The sequence below is a fragment of the Candidatus Ornithobacterium hominis genome, assembly GCF_900538215.1.
GTDB lineage: Bacteria > Bacteroidota > Bacteroidia > Flavobacteriales > Weeksellaceae > Ornithobacterium > Ornithobacterium hominis.
Map to the genome: position 1 here is coordinate 211906 of NZ_UNSD01000005.1, position 15185 is coordinate 227090.

10 protein-coding genes and 2 pseudogenes are annotated in these 15185 nt (G+C 32.3%); 4 read left to right on the plus strand and 8 right to left on the minus strand.

What is annotated here, in order from left to right; genetic code table 11:
- From D5J18_RS06085 to D5J18_RS06105, 4 genes and pseudogenes are all read right to left on the minus strand, one after another.
- Positions 1 to 3105 carry a glycoside hydrolase family 2 TIM barrel-domain containing protein gene (locus D5J18_RS06085; protein WP_119058124.1) on the minus strand — a complete coding sequence of 1035 codons (3105 nt, stop codon included), beginning with the start codon at positions 3103 to 3105 and terminating at the stop codon, positions 1 to 3.
- Position 3106: 1 nt separating this feature from the next.
- A complete protein-coding gene (locus D5J18_RS06090) occupies positions 3107 to 5194 on the minus strand; it encodes an alpha-L-fucosidase (protein ID WP_119058125.1) in 2088 nt (695 codons plus the stop codon).
- Between the two features lie 764 nt (positions 5195 to 5958).
- Positions 5959 to 8355 carry an outer membrane beta-barrel family protein gene (locus tag D5J18_RS06100; protein WP_119058126.1) on the minus strand — a complete coding sequence of 799 codons (2397 nt, stop codon included), beginning with the start codon at positions 8353 to 8355 and terminating at the stop codon, positions 5959 to 5961.
- 135 nt (positions 8356 to 8490) lie between these two features.
- Positions 8491 to 9097, minus strand: a pseudogene (locus D5J18_RS06105) (conjugal transfer protein TraG); the annotation flags it as partial.
- Positions 9098 to 9239: 142 nt separating this feature from the next.
- Between D5J18_RS06105 and D5J18_RS08975 the strand changes: the two are divergent.
- Both D5J18_RS08975 and D5J18_RS06115 read left to right on the plus strand, forming a co-directional pair.
- Positions 9240 to 9341 (plus strand): annotated as a pseudogene (locus D5J18_RS08975) (plasmid mobilization protein); the annotation flags it as partial.
- Positions 9342 to 9881: 540 nt separating this feature from the next.
- Positions 9882 to 10754, plus strand: coding sequence for a hypothetical protein (locus D5J18_RS06115; RefSeq protein ID WP_133298116.1), 873 nt, complete (start codon positions 9882 to 9884; stop codon positions 10752 to 10754).
- 229 nt (positions 10755 to 10983) lie between these two features.
- On the opposite strand, the gene D5J18_RS06120 is transcribed toward D5J18_RS06115, so the two are convergent.
- Both D5J18_RS06120 and D5J18_RS06125 read right to left on the minus strand, forming a co-directional pair.
- Positions 10984 to 11619, minus strand: a complete 636-nt coding sequence (locus D5J18_RS06120; protein WP_119058129.1) for a site-specific integrase — start codon at positions 11617 to 11619, stop codon at positions 10984 to 10986.
- A 239-nt stretch (positions 11620 to 11858) separates the two neighbouring features.
- A complete protein-coding gene (locus tag D5J18_RS06125; protein ID WP_119058130.1) occupies positions 11859 to 12233 on the minus strand; it encodes a helix-turn-helix domain-containing protein in 375 nt (124 codons plus the stop codon).
- Positions 12234 to 12393: 160 nt separating this feature from the next.
- On the opposite strand from D5J18_RS06125, the gene D5J18_RS06130 reads away from it, so the two are divergent.
- Entirely contained in the window at positions 12394 to 12798 is a 405-nt protein-coding gene (locus tag D5J18_RS06130) for a hypothetical protein (RefSeq protein WP_133298117.1), read from the plus strand.
- A gap of 231 nt (positions 12799 to 13029) precedes the next feature.
- Complete coding sequence (locus D5J18_RS06135; RefSeq protein WP_119058132.1) at positions 13030 to 13815, plus strand: Fic family protein; 786 nt, start codon at positions 13030 to 13032, stop codon at positions 13813 to 13815.
- A gap of 39 nt (positions 13816 to 13854) precedes the next feature.
- Here the strand turns inward: D5J18_RS06135 and D5J18_RS06140 are convergent, their stop codons facing one another.
- Positions 13855 to 14085, minus strand: a complete 231-nt coding sequence (locus D5J18_RS06140) for an RH3 domain-containing protein (protein WP_119058133.1) — start codon at positions 14083 to 14085, stop codon at positions 13855 to 13857.
- A gap of 33 nt (positions 14086 to 14118) precedes the next feature.
- Positions 14119 to 14694 carry an AAA family ATPase gene (locus tag D5J18_RS06145; protein ID WP_119058134.1) on the minus strand — a complete coding sequence of 192 codons (576 nt, stop codon included), beginning with the start codon at positions 14692 to 14694 and terminating at the stop codon, positions 14119 to 14121.
- Positions 14695 to 15185 lie beyond the last annotated feature (491 nt).

Here is a 15185-nt window from a genome sequence, read left to right on the forward strand (position 1 = left end):
TTACTTTGTGGGATTTAAGATATATGAATATTCATAATCTTGGAAAAGAACTCGGTATGGCTCTAGTGGCAATGAATACCAGCTGTCTATTCCCGCAACGCCCATTTGTTTCAAGTCGATACGCATATGATTGCTTTGATCTTCCTTGAGTAATTCTGAATGTTCTTGCCCCTTCTTTGGAGAAGGATACAATTGTTTCCACGTGTATGGTAAAACACTCACATTCAACAAGTTTTTATTGAATCCCACACGGATTCCTCTTCCTCTTCTATCCGTTACTTCCCCCCAGCGGACATCAGTCTTATTCCCAGATTCTTGCGGGCGAACATACGGATGGTATTGCTCTTTTACGCTGCCTGAGTATATGCCAACTAAAGCGCTAGATTTTCTGTCTTCATAGCTCTCCCACGGGCCTCGCCCGTACCAAGTAAACGTGTCTTGATTTTTGGGAATGACTAAATCGTTTCCTATTCTCAGCAGAATTTCTCTTTTGGTATTCTCTTTTGCATCAAACTGATTTTCAACCAAAATGCTTCCATTCGTGCCAAAAGTGTAAATCATCGTTAAATCCGCATCACCGTTGAGCAAAGTGTATTTAGTAATCACTTGATTTTGCTGAGCAACAATGCTCTTTAATTCAAGATTTGGATTTTTAGTATCATCTAATTTTCGGTTTTGCCCTGAACCAAAATCATTATCTGTCAACGGACGGAAAACACTAAACCGCGGCCCTGCTTCGATGAGGATATTATTTCTATTTTTTAGATTATAAAAGCGTCCATCTTTTTTATTAAAGCTTAAAGAAATTCTTCCATTTTCTACCAAAATTTCATTCTCTTTCTCTGTGAATTTAACGGTATTTACTGCTTGGAAAGTTGATGGAACTGCTGATGTTAATTCAAATTCTTCATAAGCCATCTCAGTCCCAGCGTCCATTAGGTTCTCAGCGTTTTTCAAGAATGCTTTAGCTACCAAGCGATATTCATTTTCATCATCAGTTATGGTTTTAATGGGAAGTTTCACTAAATTAGTTTGCCTTGCTGCGATGTTTTTGCTTCCTAAATCCATGCTTTCTACAATTTCCCCATTTTTCAAAATTTCAACTTTGATGATGAAATTTTCTAAGCCTTTAAAAAAATGTTCATTTTCGATGCTCAGTATTTGAGTTTCTTTATTGTAATCAAAATCAATCTCTTGGAACACTTTTTTTACCTCATAAGCATGTGGATTCCAAGTTCTATCTGGCATCACTACTCCATTGATTAAGAAATTGTTGTCACTCGGGGTATTTTCATCGCCCCAGTCACCGCCGTAACCAAATATTTTCTTACCATCGACTTTTTTATACATTCCTTGATCTGCCCAATCCCAAATGTAACCTCCTTGTAGTTTAGGATATTTAGGGTCTTCTATTATTTCCCAATATTCTTTGAAGTTCCCCATACTATTTCCCATCGCGTGTGCATATTCACTCATAATGTATGGTCTTTCGGCATCACTCATGGCATATCTTCGTAAACTTTCAGGGTGTGGGTATTGCGGAACTATCATATCCGTATTCCACTCTGTTGTGGAACGTTCGTACTGCACTGGGCGAGATTTATCGTAACCTTTGAGCCAAGTATACGCATTATAAAAATTATATCCGTTCCCTGCCTCATTCCCCAAGCTCCAAGCGATTACAGATGGGTGGTTTTTATCTCTATCTACCATTCGTTGGATTCTCAGATGATGTGCTTTCTCCCAATCTGGGGCGTTCCCTAAAGTTTTTTCGGGATTATAATACATTCCGTGAGATTCTATATTAGCTTCATCAATCACATAAAATCCATATTTATCAGCCAATTCATAGAAATAAGGTGCATTGGGGTAATGTGAGAGCCTCACCGCATTCATATTTAGTTCTTTCATGATTTTCACATCACGTTCCATTTGCTCTTTGGTAATCACGTGGTGCGTATCAGGCTCTGTCTCGTGGCGATTTACTCCACGGAATAAGACTGGCTTACCATTGACTAAAAATTGACCATTTTCAATTTTTAAATTCCTAAAACCAACTTTTTGCGGAATGCTCTCAATGGTTCTCCCGCTCTCATCTTTTAGTTCAATGTTTAGTGAATATAAATAAGGAATCTCTGCCGACCATGCTTGCACGCTTGGTATTATTTCATCAAATGATAAAACCGTTTTCCCTTGTATTCTTTTTAAACCATAAGTTTTCTTTTCCTCTTGATATAAGAGGTTGCCATTTGCATCTTTTAAGTTTACAGCGACAGTATACTCTCCTTTCGGCTCATTGGTTTGATTGAATACTTCGATTTTCAAACCAAATTTCCCATCTCTATAGTGGTTGACTAAATCTTGGGTTACCGTATAATCATAAAAATGAACATTTGGGCGGGTGTAGAGGAACACATCTCTTTCTATACCGCTAATACGCCAGTAATCTTGTGCCTCTAAATAACTTCCATCATTAAATCTTCTGACCTCAAGAGCGACTAAATTTTTCCCAGGCTTTAGAAATTCTGTGATGTCAAAATCATTTTCTAGTTTACTTCCCTTCCCTAGCCCAACATATTGACCATTGACATATAATCGAAAGGCTGATTTTACCGCACCTAATTGAATAAAGACTTTTTGATTTTGCCAATCTTGTGGCAAATCAAAATTTCTTCTATACAAGCCCACCGATTGTTCTGTATCGTCTGGAATAAATGGTGGCATGGGATTTTTCACTGCAAATTCAAACGGATGATTTACATAAATCGGTATCCCGTAGCCATTGAATTCCCAGTTGGCAGGAACTTTAAAATTATCCCAATCATTATCAGAGTAATTAAGGCTATAAAAATCTTGTGGCATCTGCTCTACTTTGGGTAGCCATTTAAACCTCCAAGTTCCGTTTAAATCAATAAACCTGTTTGACTTAGCTCTATCATTCTCAGAGCTTAAGGCATTATTTTCATATGCAAAATAATAGGCACGCATCGGCAGCCGATTTTCTTGCTGAATAGCAGGATTTTCAAAAATAGGATCTGGATTTGTTTGAGCATTAATCGTTTGGAACAAACAAAGTACCGAAAGAGATATGAATCTTTTCTTCATTTTATGGATTTAAAGTTATTACGCTAACTTCTGCAAAAGAAGCTTTTTTACTACCATCTGTTGTTTTAGTTGATTTAAGTTTTATATATCTTGTGTTTGTTTTTTGAAATAAAATTTTTTGTTCAATTGGGTTATTTTTCACATTACTAAATTCCCCTTCTTTAGCCAAATTCCAGCTCTTCAAATCTTCAGAGGTATATAATTCATAATTCTGAATTGTGCCATACGCCCAGCGTTCTTGTGATGGCCAGTATGTAAAGCCCGTTATATCTATGTTTTCACCCAAATCGATGATGATTTCTGGGGCTTCTGGCGTAGAAACATATACTGAATACACATTTTCATCAATGGCTTTGGTGGCTTCTTTTAATGGCTTCCCATTTTCATCAATGGCTTGCCATTTTGCCTTAGGAATGTCTAAATTCGCTGTCTGGACACTACTGTATTTCTGTGTTTCAGGATCAAAAGAAGCATAATAAATGGTTGTGGGTTCAGAAATTTTTAAAGGCTTAGAAAATTTTGTGAAATTTTGTGGCTGATCTTTTTTGTAACTGTAATAAATTTCTGTCTGTTTATTTGGCACACTGAAAGATACTTCACCAGATTTTTTACGCTCTAAAATTGGCTCTACCAATAAATTAGGTGCTTTATATAAATTAAAGGTTGAAATGACTGGTGCGGCTAAACTTTTTTTGATAATAAGACGTGCTTTCTGAGCTTTTACAGGCTCAAATCTCAACAATCTTTGGTAACCAATCGTTGTGCCTTCGGTGATTTTATGCCATTGATTATCTTTCAAAACCTCTAATTCAAAAGATTCAACTCGCTGGCCAAATTCAATGTTTTCTTGAACTTGAAGGCGATTAAATATTTGAGATTTTCCTAAATCAATTTCAATAACTTGTTGCTGCGAATCTTCTAATTGAGGATTATAATAATAGGTGCTCAACTCATCATCAGTCATGAATTTGCTTTCAATAGTTCTCCCATCTGCTTTAAATTCAGCATTTTCACTCACTTTGTTTTCAAAATCTGCCTGAATAACTTCATACAATTCATATAGTCGTTGCTCATCATTTTCATGCACTAAACCTCTTGTATCTACTGGGATATTCAGCAATAAATTAGCATTTCTCCCTACACTTTTATAGTAAATATCTACCATATGGCTTAGTGGACGAACCAAGTGATCTTCTCTTGCATGGTAATACCAGCCTGGTCGTACAGAAACATCTGCCTCTGCAGGCAGCCAATCTTCAGCATTCTTCACTCCTTTTTGCAATTGTTCTCGTGTTTCATTCATCACAATAGGATTCATCGTACTCCAGTTGGTTTCAGTCCCGATTCCTTCTTCATTACCAATCCAGCGAATATCAGCTCCTTTTGCCCCAAAAATCACAGCATTAGGTTGATGTTCTCGAACCATATCCACTACTTTATTCCATCGGTAGTAAGTTTTTGCATCAATTTTCCGAGCTTCTCGCGCCCCGCCATAGTAACCATCTCCACCATTTGCTCCGTCAAACCATACCTCAAACAAATCACCATAATTTGTTAAAAGCTCATTCAATTGCCCTAAAAACACGTCTACATAAGCATCTTGGGCATATGCAGCGTGATTTCTATCCCATGGAGATAAGTAAACACCAAATAATAAATCATGTTTTTTACAAGCCTCAGCCAATTCTTTCACAATATCTCCTTTTCCATTCTTGTAAGGAGAATTAGCGATCGTATGCTCGGTGTAAGCCGAGGGCCAAAGACAAAACCCATCATGATGTTTTGCCGTTAAAATCAGTCCTTTCATCCCCGCTTTTTTAGCTACCTTCACCCACTGCTCAGCATCGAAATCTGTCGGGTTAAACCATTCTGGCTTTTCATCTCCATAGCCCCACTCACGGTCGGTGAAGGTATTCATATTGAAGTGCACAAAACCATAATATTCCAGTTTTTGCCAATCCAATTGCCGTTGTGTCGGCACTGCTCCAAATTTTTCGGGTTGAGCGATTGATTGTTTCAGCGATTGATTAACCGAACATGAAGAAAATGATAAAAATAGAATAGAGCTACAGATTAGAACCTTTTTCATTAAAATGATTTTTTAAAATTTTGAACCTTAAATTTATCATTTTTTTTGTGTTTCTACAAATCCAAAACATATTTTTTTGAATATCTTTAATTCAGAGTATTACTATTCAATTCATTTTAAATGATTAATATTTTCTTGATTAAAATAAATTTTGTTGATATACAAAACAACTCTTAGCCCTGTAATTTTAGCAAAAATCATAAGGCTAACGGTAATTCAATGGCTCAATAAATTTGTGTTTAGTAGGCCTGTAAAGAATCTTAAAATTAACTTGGCCTAAATGTACGCGGGGTATATAAAGTTTTACATTATTTTGCACTACCAAACGGATAAGTCAAAAAATAGGGCAATAATAGGTCTTAACACACTGTGAATCAATGTGTGTTATTAATTCGAAAAAAAGTTACCTCCTCCTGTTTTAGAACAGTTCGGTTTGAACGCAGAGGGGATTTATTTTTGCTTTTGTGGCGTTTGGGGTAGATCTTCGGCAGTTTTCCACCATCCAAAACAATTCCAAATTACTGATTAGGTGTATCCTAATCAACGCTGCTGCCGTGGAAAATGCTTTTTGCGTATTAGATTTTGCCTTTGAAACCAACAATAATAATTGTGCAATCAAGGTGCACCAAATCTGCGTTTTTCTTTAATCGGCAGACAAATGAAACTTCATTTTGTGTAAATCGGGAAAATTGGAGGTAATTATTGCAATATTTTGTAATTATCATTTATTGAATTATTGATAATTACAAACATTTCAATCTTAATTAATTGGTTCTATTTTGTTCTTCTTCATTACCAAAACTTCTTTTTTCTACATTAATTTTCCTATTTCCTAACGTGTAGGATAATGAAAATCTAAAAAATCTATTGTCATAATAATTGTTGTACACTTGTTTTATATTATTTGTAAAGGTTGTAATATTTGGATTACTGGTTCTAAAAATATCATTTACAGCAAATGTGGCTACTAAACTTTTATTCCAGAATAAATATTTGATTGCAAAATCTAAACTGTAACTTTGTTCAGCTTTATAAATACCTGAATTTCTTGGAAAATTATAATTAAAATTTAACTCTCCTAAAAATGTTTTACTATTATTTAAAACAAAGGAATTATTAGTTGAAAATGCTGAACTTAAACCATTTTTAACAGGTAAATCATTTACAAATTCGCTTTTTATTTTCGTTTCAGAATAAAATATAAAAAACTGATTATTACTTTCCCACCATTTGAATGGAGTATATCTATAGTTTTCTACTAAACCAAAGACATAAGTGTTATTATAATTTGCTCTCGTATATATTTGTTGATTATTTAGACCATTTACACTAGGTATTTGCCCAAAACCGTCTTCTGTGTATTGAAAAATAAAGGTAGAAAATAATTTTTGATTATAGCCATGGGTAAGTTCAACATTATGATTAAAAGAAGGTTGTAAAAATGGATTTCCTTCTGCATATGAATTTGCATTAAGATACCATTTAAAAGGGTTAAGTTCCCAAAAGCCAGGTCGTTTTGTTCTTCTACTATAATTAAGATTTAAAAAGTTGTTTTCATTCATTAAATATAAAGCATAAACAGTAGGGAATAGTTTGCCATAATTATTTGTGAATTCTTGGTTATAAGTTAAGGGTAAACTTTTAGTGTGGGTATGTTCGTATCGTAAGCCCAATTTTACTTGCCATTTTTCTCCAAATTTTTTGGAAACATCAAAGTATAGTGCTTGTATATATTCATCATATCTAAAATCATCAGTTTGGTTTGGATCTATAATTGGATTTCCGCTACTCAAATCAAAAAATTTAACACCACTTTCTGTATTTGAAAATGACAACCTACCACCATAAGTATAATTAGCCCATTTTGTAGGATGTTCTAAATTTACGTTTATGCTGTAATTATTTATGTTTTGATTTCCTAAATTATTTGCTATGTCAAAGTTGTCTATAATATTATTAGTGGTTTGGATTGTTGAAAAATTTCTATTTCTATCTTCTTTAAAATTAAAATAATCTAGATCTATAGTTAGTTTTTTGCCTAAAGTGTCTAATTTTTGAATAAAATGTACATTAGTAGATATATTTTTATCTTTTTCAATGGAATTTCCTTGAGTAAGGATTTGGGAAAACTGCACATTATTGTCATCAAATATGTTGATGTAAGAGTTGTCTTTGGAGTCGGGTAAAAATTCACTTATATTTGCTATTGCCCCAATAGTGGATTTATCAGAAATATCATAATCAATACCCAATCTTCCCGAATAAAAATCTTTTCGGTTTTTGCTGTCCATTTGACTTACATTGCGGGCATTAGGAAAGAATATTTCATGATCTAATAGACTGGCTTCACTTCCTTTTTTGGCATCTACACTGGCATTAATTGCCCATTTGTTTTTATTATAATTAAAAGTGTTACCAATACTATAAGCAGGATAAGTTGTTTGTATATATGCAGTTCTTATGGTATTACTCCATGCGTTTAACGCTCCTTTTTTCAAGATAATATTTATCAAACCACTGTTTCCTTCGGCTTGATATTTAGCAGGTGGTGTTGTTATTACCTCAATACTTTTAATGTCATCTGATGGAATTGATTTAAGATAGTTGGTTAGATTTTCACCTGATAACTCTATCATTCTATCATTAACCATTACCCTTACATTACTTCTGCCAACTAAAGCGATATTATCATTTTGTACTTGAACAGATGGCGTGCGTTTCAAAGCATCTAAAGCATCACCGCCTGTGGCTGCAATTGAATTTTCCACATTAAAAATAGTCCTATCAATTTCTTGCTGAATTAAAGGTTTTTTAGCCTCTATAACAATTTCTTTTAATGCTATGGATTGCTCTACGGGTAATGCTCCTAAATCTAAATCTTTAGCAAGAGAAATGTTTTTACTTAGAAACATTTCTCCAAACTGCTCTAACTTTAAAATGTAATCTCCTTTTTCAGCCGATAAAGCAAAATTACCTAACTCATCTGTTACAGCACCGCTAAAAATACTATCATTTTTTGTTAATGTAACATTAACAAATTCGAGTGGCTCATTTGACAAATCACCAACTATTTTACCTTTGATTTCGTATTGCTGGGAGTAAACATTGATACTTGCTAGAAATAGCATTAGCATTAAAAATACTGAATCGTTTCTTTTCATGATTTACATAATATAGATTTAAGGTTGTAAGGAATTATTTTCTTCTCTTACAAAGGAAATAAAAATTTTTTAAGATGTAATAGAAAATGTTAAAAAAAATTATTAATTCTTAATTTGTTATAAGCTAAAAATAATTTATTCATCCTCCTTCTCAATCAAATGCTGTAAATCTGGGTCATTAGCAATGCGTTCCATTTCACTTTCTACAAGGTTTATAATATCGGTTTTAATTTGTTTGTAATTCGCCTCTACTTGTTGTTTCATTTCTTCATCACTAAAGGACAAAATGTTAGGTATTTTTTTGTAGGCTTTAGTTTCTTTGGCGACCTTTTCATTATCTACCACAATTTGAGCATGGAATATCTTTTGGTCGATACGCTGGTCGAAGTTATCCGATACCGAATCAACAAACATCCCTTGTGTAAGGTTCGATATTTTACTCGGTGGGATCAAACTATCCATTTGTGTACTAATCGAAGTCGATTTATCACTTCGGTTAATGGTCATACTTTGGCGTTTTTGTAAGACTTAAATAAACCGCCACTTTGTTACTCCTTGCTGTGGCAATCAAATTATCTAACCCACGAAAATAAATCGTAGGTAACTCATCAATGATTACAGACGATTTTAACTGCCCTTTTTTATTGATGAGTTTTACAATTCTGGAATTGTATGAACCTAATGCTGCCGAATAAATATTTTGCCTATCGGGATTATTCCCCACACAAAGAATTTTAGGCTCTTACGAGGATCATCGAAGTTTATTACATAGAATTGAGGCTTAATTTCGTATTTATCTTATAACACCAGCCGAGCAAACGCAAATTGTGAATTACCTCAATGAGAGACACCCTACTTTTCTACGTTTTGTAAAAGTCTTGTATCAAACAGCCATTGATTTTTATACCAAACTCATCGAGTTAAACGCTCAATTTAGAAAAATAGGCGTCAATTATAACCAGATTGTCAAGATACTTTACCGCCATAACATCTTACACGCACATCAAAAGATGAAGTTTCAGAACAAGCCTTAAAAAATCCTCTGCCTCAAAAAAAAAATAAATTTGCGTAATTCAAAAACGTAAAATACATTTGCGGGCAGGTTGAGAAAAGAGGAAAAATCTCAACGGAAATTTTAACAAAAAAAAAAATAACGAAATTTTAACAAATGAAATTTGTGAGTTTCAAAAAAAAAGTGTAAACACACAAGTAATGAGCTAAACAACTCATTATCAGCAACTTATAATAATTTTTTGCTTCCCCGCGGGAGCGAACCGCAAAACCGTGCAAGAAAATCTTGTGCGGTTTTTCTATTTTCACTTGTGTGGAAGTAGTAATTTCTTCAAAAAGAAGAGCCTCACGGGTTGGGGCTCTTTCTAAAAGAAGAAGCTAAAAAAGTTGAATAAAAAACAGCAAAAATTTAATTAAGAAAAGAATAAATCAAATATTAACCAAAAAAAATAAAACAAATGAAGAAATTATTACTTTCTTTAGCCGTATTATCAGCGGTTGCGGTCACCGCTCAGGTGGGGATAAATACAGATACACCGCAAGCGACTTTGGAGGTGGTATCCAAAGAAAATAGTGCCGCCACCAGCGCACTCAAAATTAAAAATAGTGATAATGACCCGCTAATCACGGTGAGTAATGCTGGTGGATTGGGAATCCGTACTAATAATCCTACCGCAACCTTGGACATCAACGGAACAGCAAGAGTACGCGAACTCAAAGGCAATGTAAGTGATACAGAATATACTCGCTCTATAGTGGCAGATGCAAATGGAAATCTGGGCTATGTACCCCGAATTGACCCTACCGTACTGGGAACCACACAATTAGTGCAAGGCAACGCAGGAACAAAAGAAGCGTCTTTTCCAAATGATATAACAACCTTCCATGATTATAAACAATATCTTGCTGAAGGAAATCTTAACTTAACTCGCTATATGGGGCAGTCTATTACACTACCACCTGGCAAATGGGTTATTTATTACGGATCTTTATTTGTCAAGAACAGAGAAGATGCTTTAGTAGAGCAAGTTGATACCCCGAGTGGAGAAACAATCAGTGTAGTAAAACAACCTACTGTATGGATAAGAACAAAGTTTTTTGAAACTAAAGAGCCACAAGATTTTATTAATTCCCAACACATTGTTCCGGTTGATAACGCTTCTTCTATATATAACTCAGTAGAATTAACTTTTACAGCTGCATATACACCTCTTTATGGCACTTTTCTAATTACTCTAACAGAAACTAAAACCCTTTTCTTGCATGCTTTGTATGATGATATGAATAATTTTTCTAACGAGAGAAAGGGTTTGTTAGAAAATCTAGGTGCACGTGATTCAGGTGAAACATGGCGTGAAAACTATTTATACGCCATTAAGCGTTATTAAATTTTGTGTCTTAAAACGATTTGGAGACTAGATATTTTCAACATTCGATAAGGCTTTGTGTTAAGTATCTAAGCCTGTTGAGGATATTTAGTCTTTGTTTTTCGTGCGACTATTGTTTTGGGTACGCCTGGTTCGGGTAAATCCTATGCTATTGTAAACAATTATATCAAGCAACAAATTGAAAAAGGTTTTTCAATGTATATCTACGATTTTAAGTTTGATGACCTTTCTACCATTGCCTATAATCACTTATTAAAACACTAAGTTCCTTGATTGGTTTGTTGTATTTGAGCGAACGAAGACCAACGAGGGGGTTGTTTTCAATGATTTCATATTCAATTAATTCAGAAAACACAGATTTTAAATACCCTGAGTGTTTGTTATAAGCGTGTTCAGACCAATTGCGTTTACTTTTAACGTCCTCCAGCATGGTTTTAATTTGATAGCGAGAAATGTTTTGCACATGAAGTCTGTTAAATTTCAGACGTTTTGCAGAATCTTTAATGAAATTGACAGAGCCTTTATATCCAGAAAAAGTTTTAGGAGCGAGGCGAGAATTCATTTTGTCAAGAGCAAAATCCAAAGCATCGCATAAATTCATTTTAGGCAATTCGGGAGCGAATGGAATTTTATCAGCCACAGGATCCCATCCACTTTCTAATTTAAGCTTTAAGGCGTCACGTAGAACGATAGCCGATTCCATACGAGCATCATAGGTTTTCTGTTTATTTATGTCAAGTTCGTATTTTCTTAAAACGTTATTGAACCTAAACCAAACGTACCAGCGTTTACCTTTTGTTCCATCAGGATTTTGGATAGGATAATCTTTAATTTTCGGTTCGGTAAAGTAGTTTTTGTATCGCATCAATATTCAGTGCGACGCCAAAAGAGATTGAGGGCAGAAATTGTTACGATTTGTAACTAAATTTAATTTTTACACTTTGTAAAACAAGCTGAAACCCTTTTGCAGTAAGGGTTTCAGCAATTTAACTGCGGAGAGAGAGGGATTCTCTATTAAAGTAAATTGCTCTTGATAATCAATAGCTTACAGACAATTATATAATAGTATTTTACAATATTTTGTGCACTTTTTGTGTACATTCTTTACTTATCATTAATAATTTCAATTAATTTATTTATTTGCTTTTGACTAGTTTTAATAATTTCCGTTAATTCCTTAGCTATTTCAATTGTTTCTCTTTGCAGTGAAATCAATGATGTAACATTAAATTCATTCTCAGTATCTATGTTACTTTTTGTTACTTCCAACTCTGGATATTGATTTTTAGATTTTTTTTCAAGTTTTATTTCTTCTAATTCATTAAAAACATTATTTATTAATTTAACTTTAGCATCTGGAATGGTGTAACCATTTTCGTATGAGTTGATTGTTTTACGTGAAGAATGTAATAAATCCGCCAATTCTTTTTGTGTGAGATTAGCTTCACTCCTTTTTTTTCTTAATTCTTCCGACGTCATTTACAGTTATTTACAATTATATTATCATTTTTATGAGTAAAAATGTTACACTTATCTTGATTGTTACAAAATGTTACATTATATTTGCAACAACAAACAGTATAAGAAAACAAAACAACATACTGTAGTTGCGTATAAACAAACAAAAATAATAAATCTGATGAAACTATCTCCTATAGTATTAGAAAAACTAAATACAGATATTGCTTTTTTTGAAAAAAAATTTAATAGCTATAAAGAAGGGAAAATTTCTAGTAAGGATCTAGCAGCAAGTGGTATCGATGTTAAGGAAATTGATAGTAGAATTCGTTTAAATAAAGAAAAGATAGAGAAAATAGAACAAACACTTTCCAATCTACCCGAACAAAAAGATGCTTTGATTGAAAGGTTTAAAGTAGAAAAAGCTAAGGATTTAGAAAATAAAAAAAGTATTGATTTTGCCCAGGAAAGGAAGCTTGAAAATAAAACTTTTTTTAAATTAAGAGAGGATAAAGACTTGAAACCTATTGAAATTGATAATAATCAATCCCAAGATGAATTTTCAAAAAAAAGTATGAGAAGATAAAATCAAACAAACTTCTATAAGAAAAATATTCATAAAATAAAAACTATTTGTTTTTTTTCTGTCTATATAATTTTGTGATGTTCTAAAAAGATTTAGAATGTAAGGGATAAGCTTTTAGCTTAATAAAGGAGCGTTTAATACGCTCCTTTTTATATTGGGATTAATAGATTATAAATAAAAAATATCTAATTAATACATTCCTTATCTTTGTGTTATATATAATTTTATTTTATGGAAGAGCTTATAAAAGAATATATAGATTTAAAAATAGAGGACGCTTTTAATTTTGAAGAATATAATAAAATTTTAATAACTTGTCATTCAACAAGAATAGAAGGATCCACCATAACCTTTGAAGAAGCTGATGAGTTAATTAGAAATGGATTTACACCAGGAGGTAAACCGATTGATTTTTCATTAGCTGTCTTAGACCATTACAAAGCTTTAGAATTTATATTAGGTAGAGCTAAAGAAAAATACACTTTCTCAATAGAATTTATCCAAGAAATTGCAGCTAAAGTTATGAAATCTACCGGGGGGATTTATAATAATGCTCTTGGAGTTGTTGATGTGTCTAAAGGAGATTTAAGAAATACTTCTGTTAGAGCTGGAAGTGCTGTTTTTATGAATCATCAAAAGGTTAAACCTGCTCTAAAGGATTTAGTTGATACAATTAATGATGAATTGCCAAGGCAAGATAGCATTGAAGATAAATTAAAACTCACCTTTTATGCTCATTATGAATTAGTTAATATTCACCCTTTTTTAGATGGGAATGGAAGAACATCTAGATTAGTAATGAATTTTCTTCAGAAGCAATACGATTTACCTTTAAGCACTATTTTTTCAGAAGATAAACCTGATTATTATAAAGCTTTAAATTCTGTAGAAAGAGATGAAAAATTTGATAAATATTATGCGTTTATGTTTGACCAATATAGAAAAAAATTGCAAACTGAAATAAATAAAGTAAAGAATATTGATTTAGGTGATAAAAAAAGAGGATTTAGAAGATAGTTTTGATTGTGATATATAAAACCATAAAGCAAAATTGCTTTATGGTTTAAAATAACATTCTATTATTGCTTCATTAATTAAATCTTTCATACTTTTTTCTTTTTCAATTGATAAAAGCTTTAATTTTTTCAAAATATCTATATCAATATAGAGAGAAAATGCCTTTTCATTTTTCATTACACTCTCTTTCACAGGTTTCACTTCCTGCTTTTTTGGTTCTATTTTCTTTACTTGAGCTTGTTTTATCAAGCTGCTTAAATCTTTTTCCATATAAAATCTTTTTTCTAATATATAAATATATATTTATATAATCATATTAAGGATTTCTTCAGTTAGATTATCAATGTGATCTTGAGCTTTAGAATCTAAAGTATCAACTAGAATAGACCGTGTAAATGAAACCAAATCCTGAATTTTTGTTTCTGCTATTTTTATATTGAAGGATTTCATTTCATTTACAATATCCTGTGTAATCGTCGTATTATGTTTAATAAGATTAAACACAATAAGGGCATTATCTTGTTTTTTCGCTTCTGTTATTAAATCTATTGTTCCTTTTATTGCAAATAAATCTAAAATCCCAGCACGTATAGGAACAACGATTATATCTGAAACTTCAAAAATTTTAGTCAAGTTGGTTGCTAAATATGGTGGCGTATCAACTAATACGAAATCATAGTTTAATTCTGGCAATTCTTCAGGTAGAACATTTTCTAGGATGTGAAAATACACCATATCTGATACCTGAGATAAACTACCCTGTTTATCATAATCAACAATACAAACACTTGCTGATTCATATATTTTTTTTGCAACATTGAATGCTAGGGTTGATTTACCAACGCCCCCTTTTTGATGTGAAAATGTAATAATAGGCATGTTTAGATAATTATATATTTATACAAATATAGAATTAATTATTTATATAAATATATATTATTAAATTCTATTTTGCTCCTAGGGCTCTAGTAGGAAAATAATATTAACGTTATATAAGTTAATAACAGAAAAAATAAAATGATAATAAATTATAAAAATCAACAAATCGTTTTTAAACACTTTGGATAAAAGAACAAAAAAAATAGTATTCTATAAAATATTGCAAATTACTATGATATAAATATTAAAATCTTTTCTGTAATTATATAAATATATAATTATTTATTTATATATTTGTGTTTATGTTAATCATATTACATTTTTAATTAAATTTGAAGAAACTATGAAGAATTTATTTCAAGAAATAAATGTAATTGAGAATAGAGAACCTGAAGAAGTTATTTACGAAACTAGACTTCACTGGATAAGCTTTTTGCCCTATATTGTAGGTATGTTATTTACCTTACCTAGTCTATTCGCATTCGTAATTA

Excerpts from the sequence above, each read along its gene's own strand:
- D5J18_RS06085 (WP_119058124.1), bottom strand. The coding sequence starts at position 3,105 with ATGAAGAAAAGATTCATATCTCTTTCGGTACTTTGTTTGTTCCAAACG.
- D5J18_RS06090 (WP_119058125.1), bottom strand. The coding sequence starts at position 5,194 with ATGAAAAAGGTTCTAATCTGTAGCTCTATTCTATTTTTATCATTTTCT.
- D5J18_RS06100 (WP_119058126.1), bottom strand. The coding sequence starts at position 8,355 with ATGAAAAGAAACGATTCAGTATTTTTAATGCTAATGCTATTTCTAGCA.
- D5J18_RS06120 (WP_119058129.1), bottom strand. The coding sequence starts at position 11,619 with ATGCGATACAAAAACTACTTTACCGAACCGAAAATTAAAGATTATCCT.
- D5J18_RS06125 (WP_119058130.1), bottom strand. The coding sequence starts at position 12,233 with ATGACGTCGGAAGAATTAAGAAAAAAAAGGAGTGAAGCTAATCTCACA.
- D5J18_RS06130 (WP_133298117.1), top strand. The coding sequence starts at position 12,394 with ATGAAACTATCTCCTATAGTATTAGAAAAACTAAATACAGATATTGCT.
- D5J18_RS06135 (WP_119058132.1), top strand. The coding sequence starts at position 13,030 with ATGGAAGAGCTTATAAAAGAATATATAGATTTAAAAATAGAGGACGCT.
- D5J18_RS06140 (WP_119058133.1), bottom strand. The coding sequence starts at position 14,085 with ATGGAAAAAGATTTAAGCAGCTTGATAAAACAAGCTCAAGTAAAGAAA.
- D5J18_RS06145 (WP_119058134.1), bottom strand. The coding sequence starts at position 14,694 with ATGCCTATTATTACATTTTCACATCAAAAAGGGGGCGTTGGTAAATCA.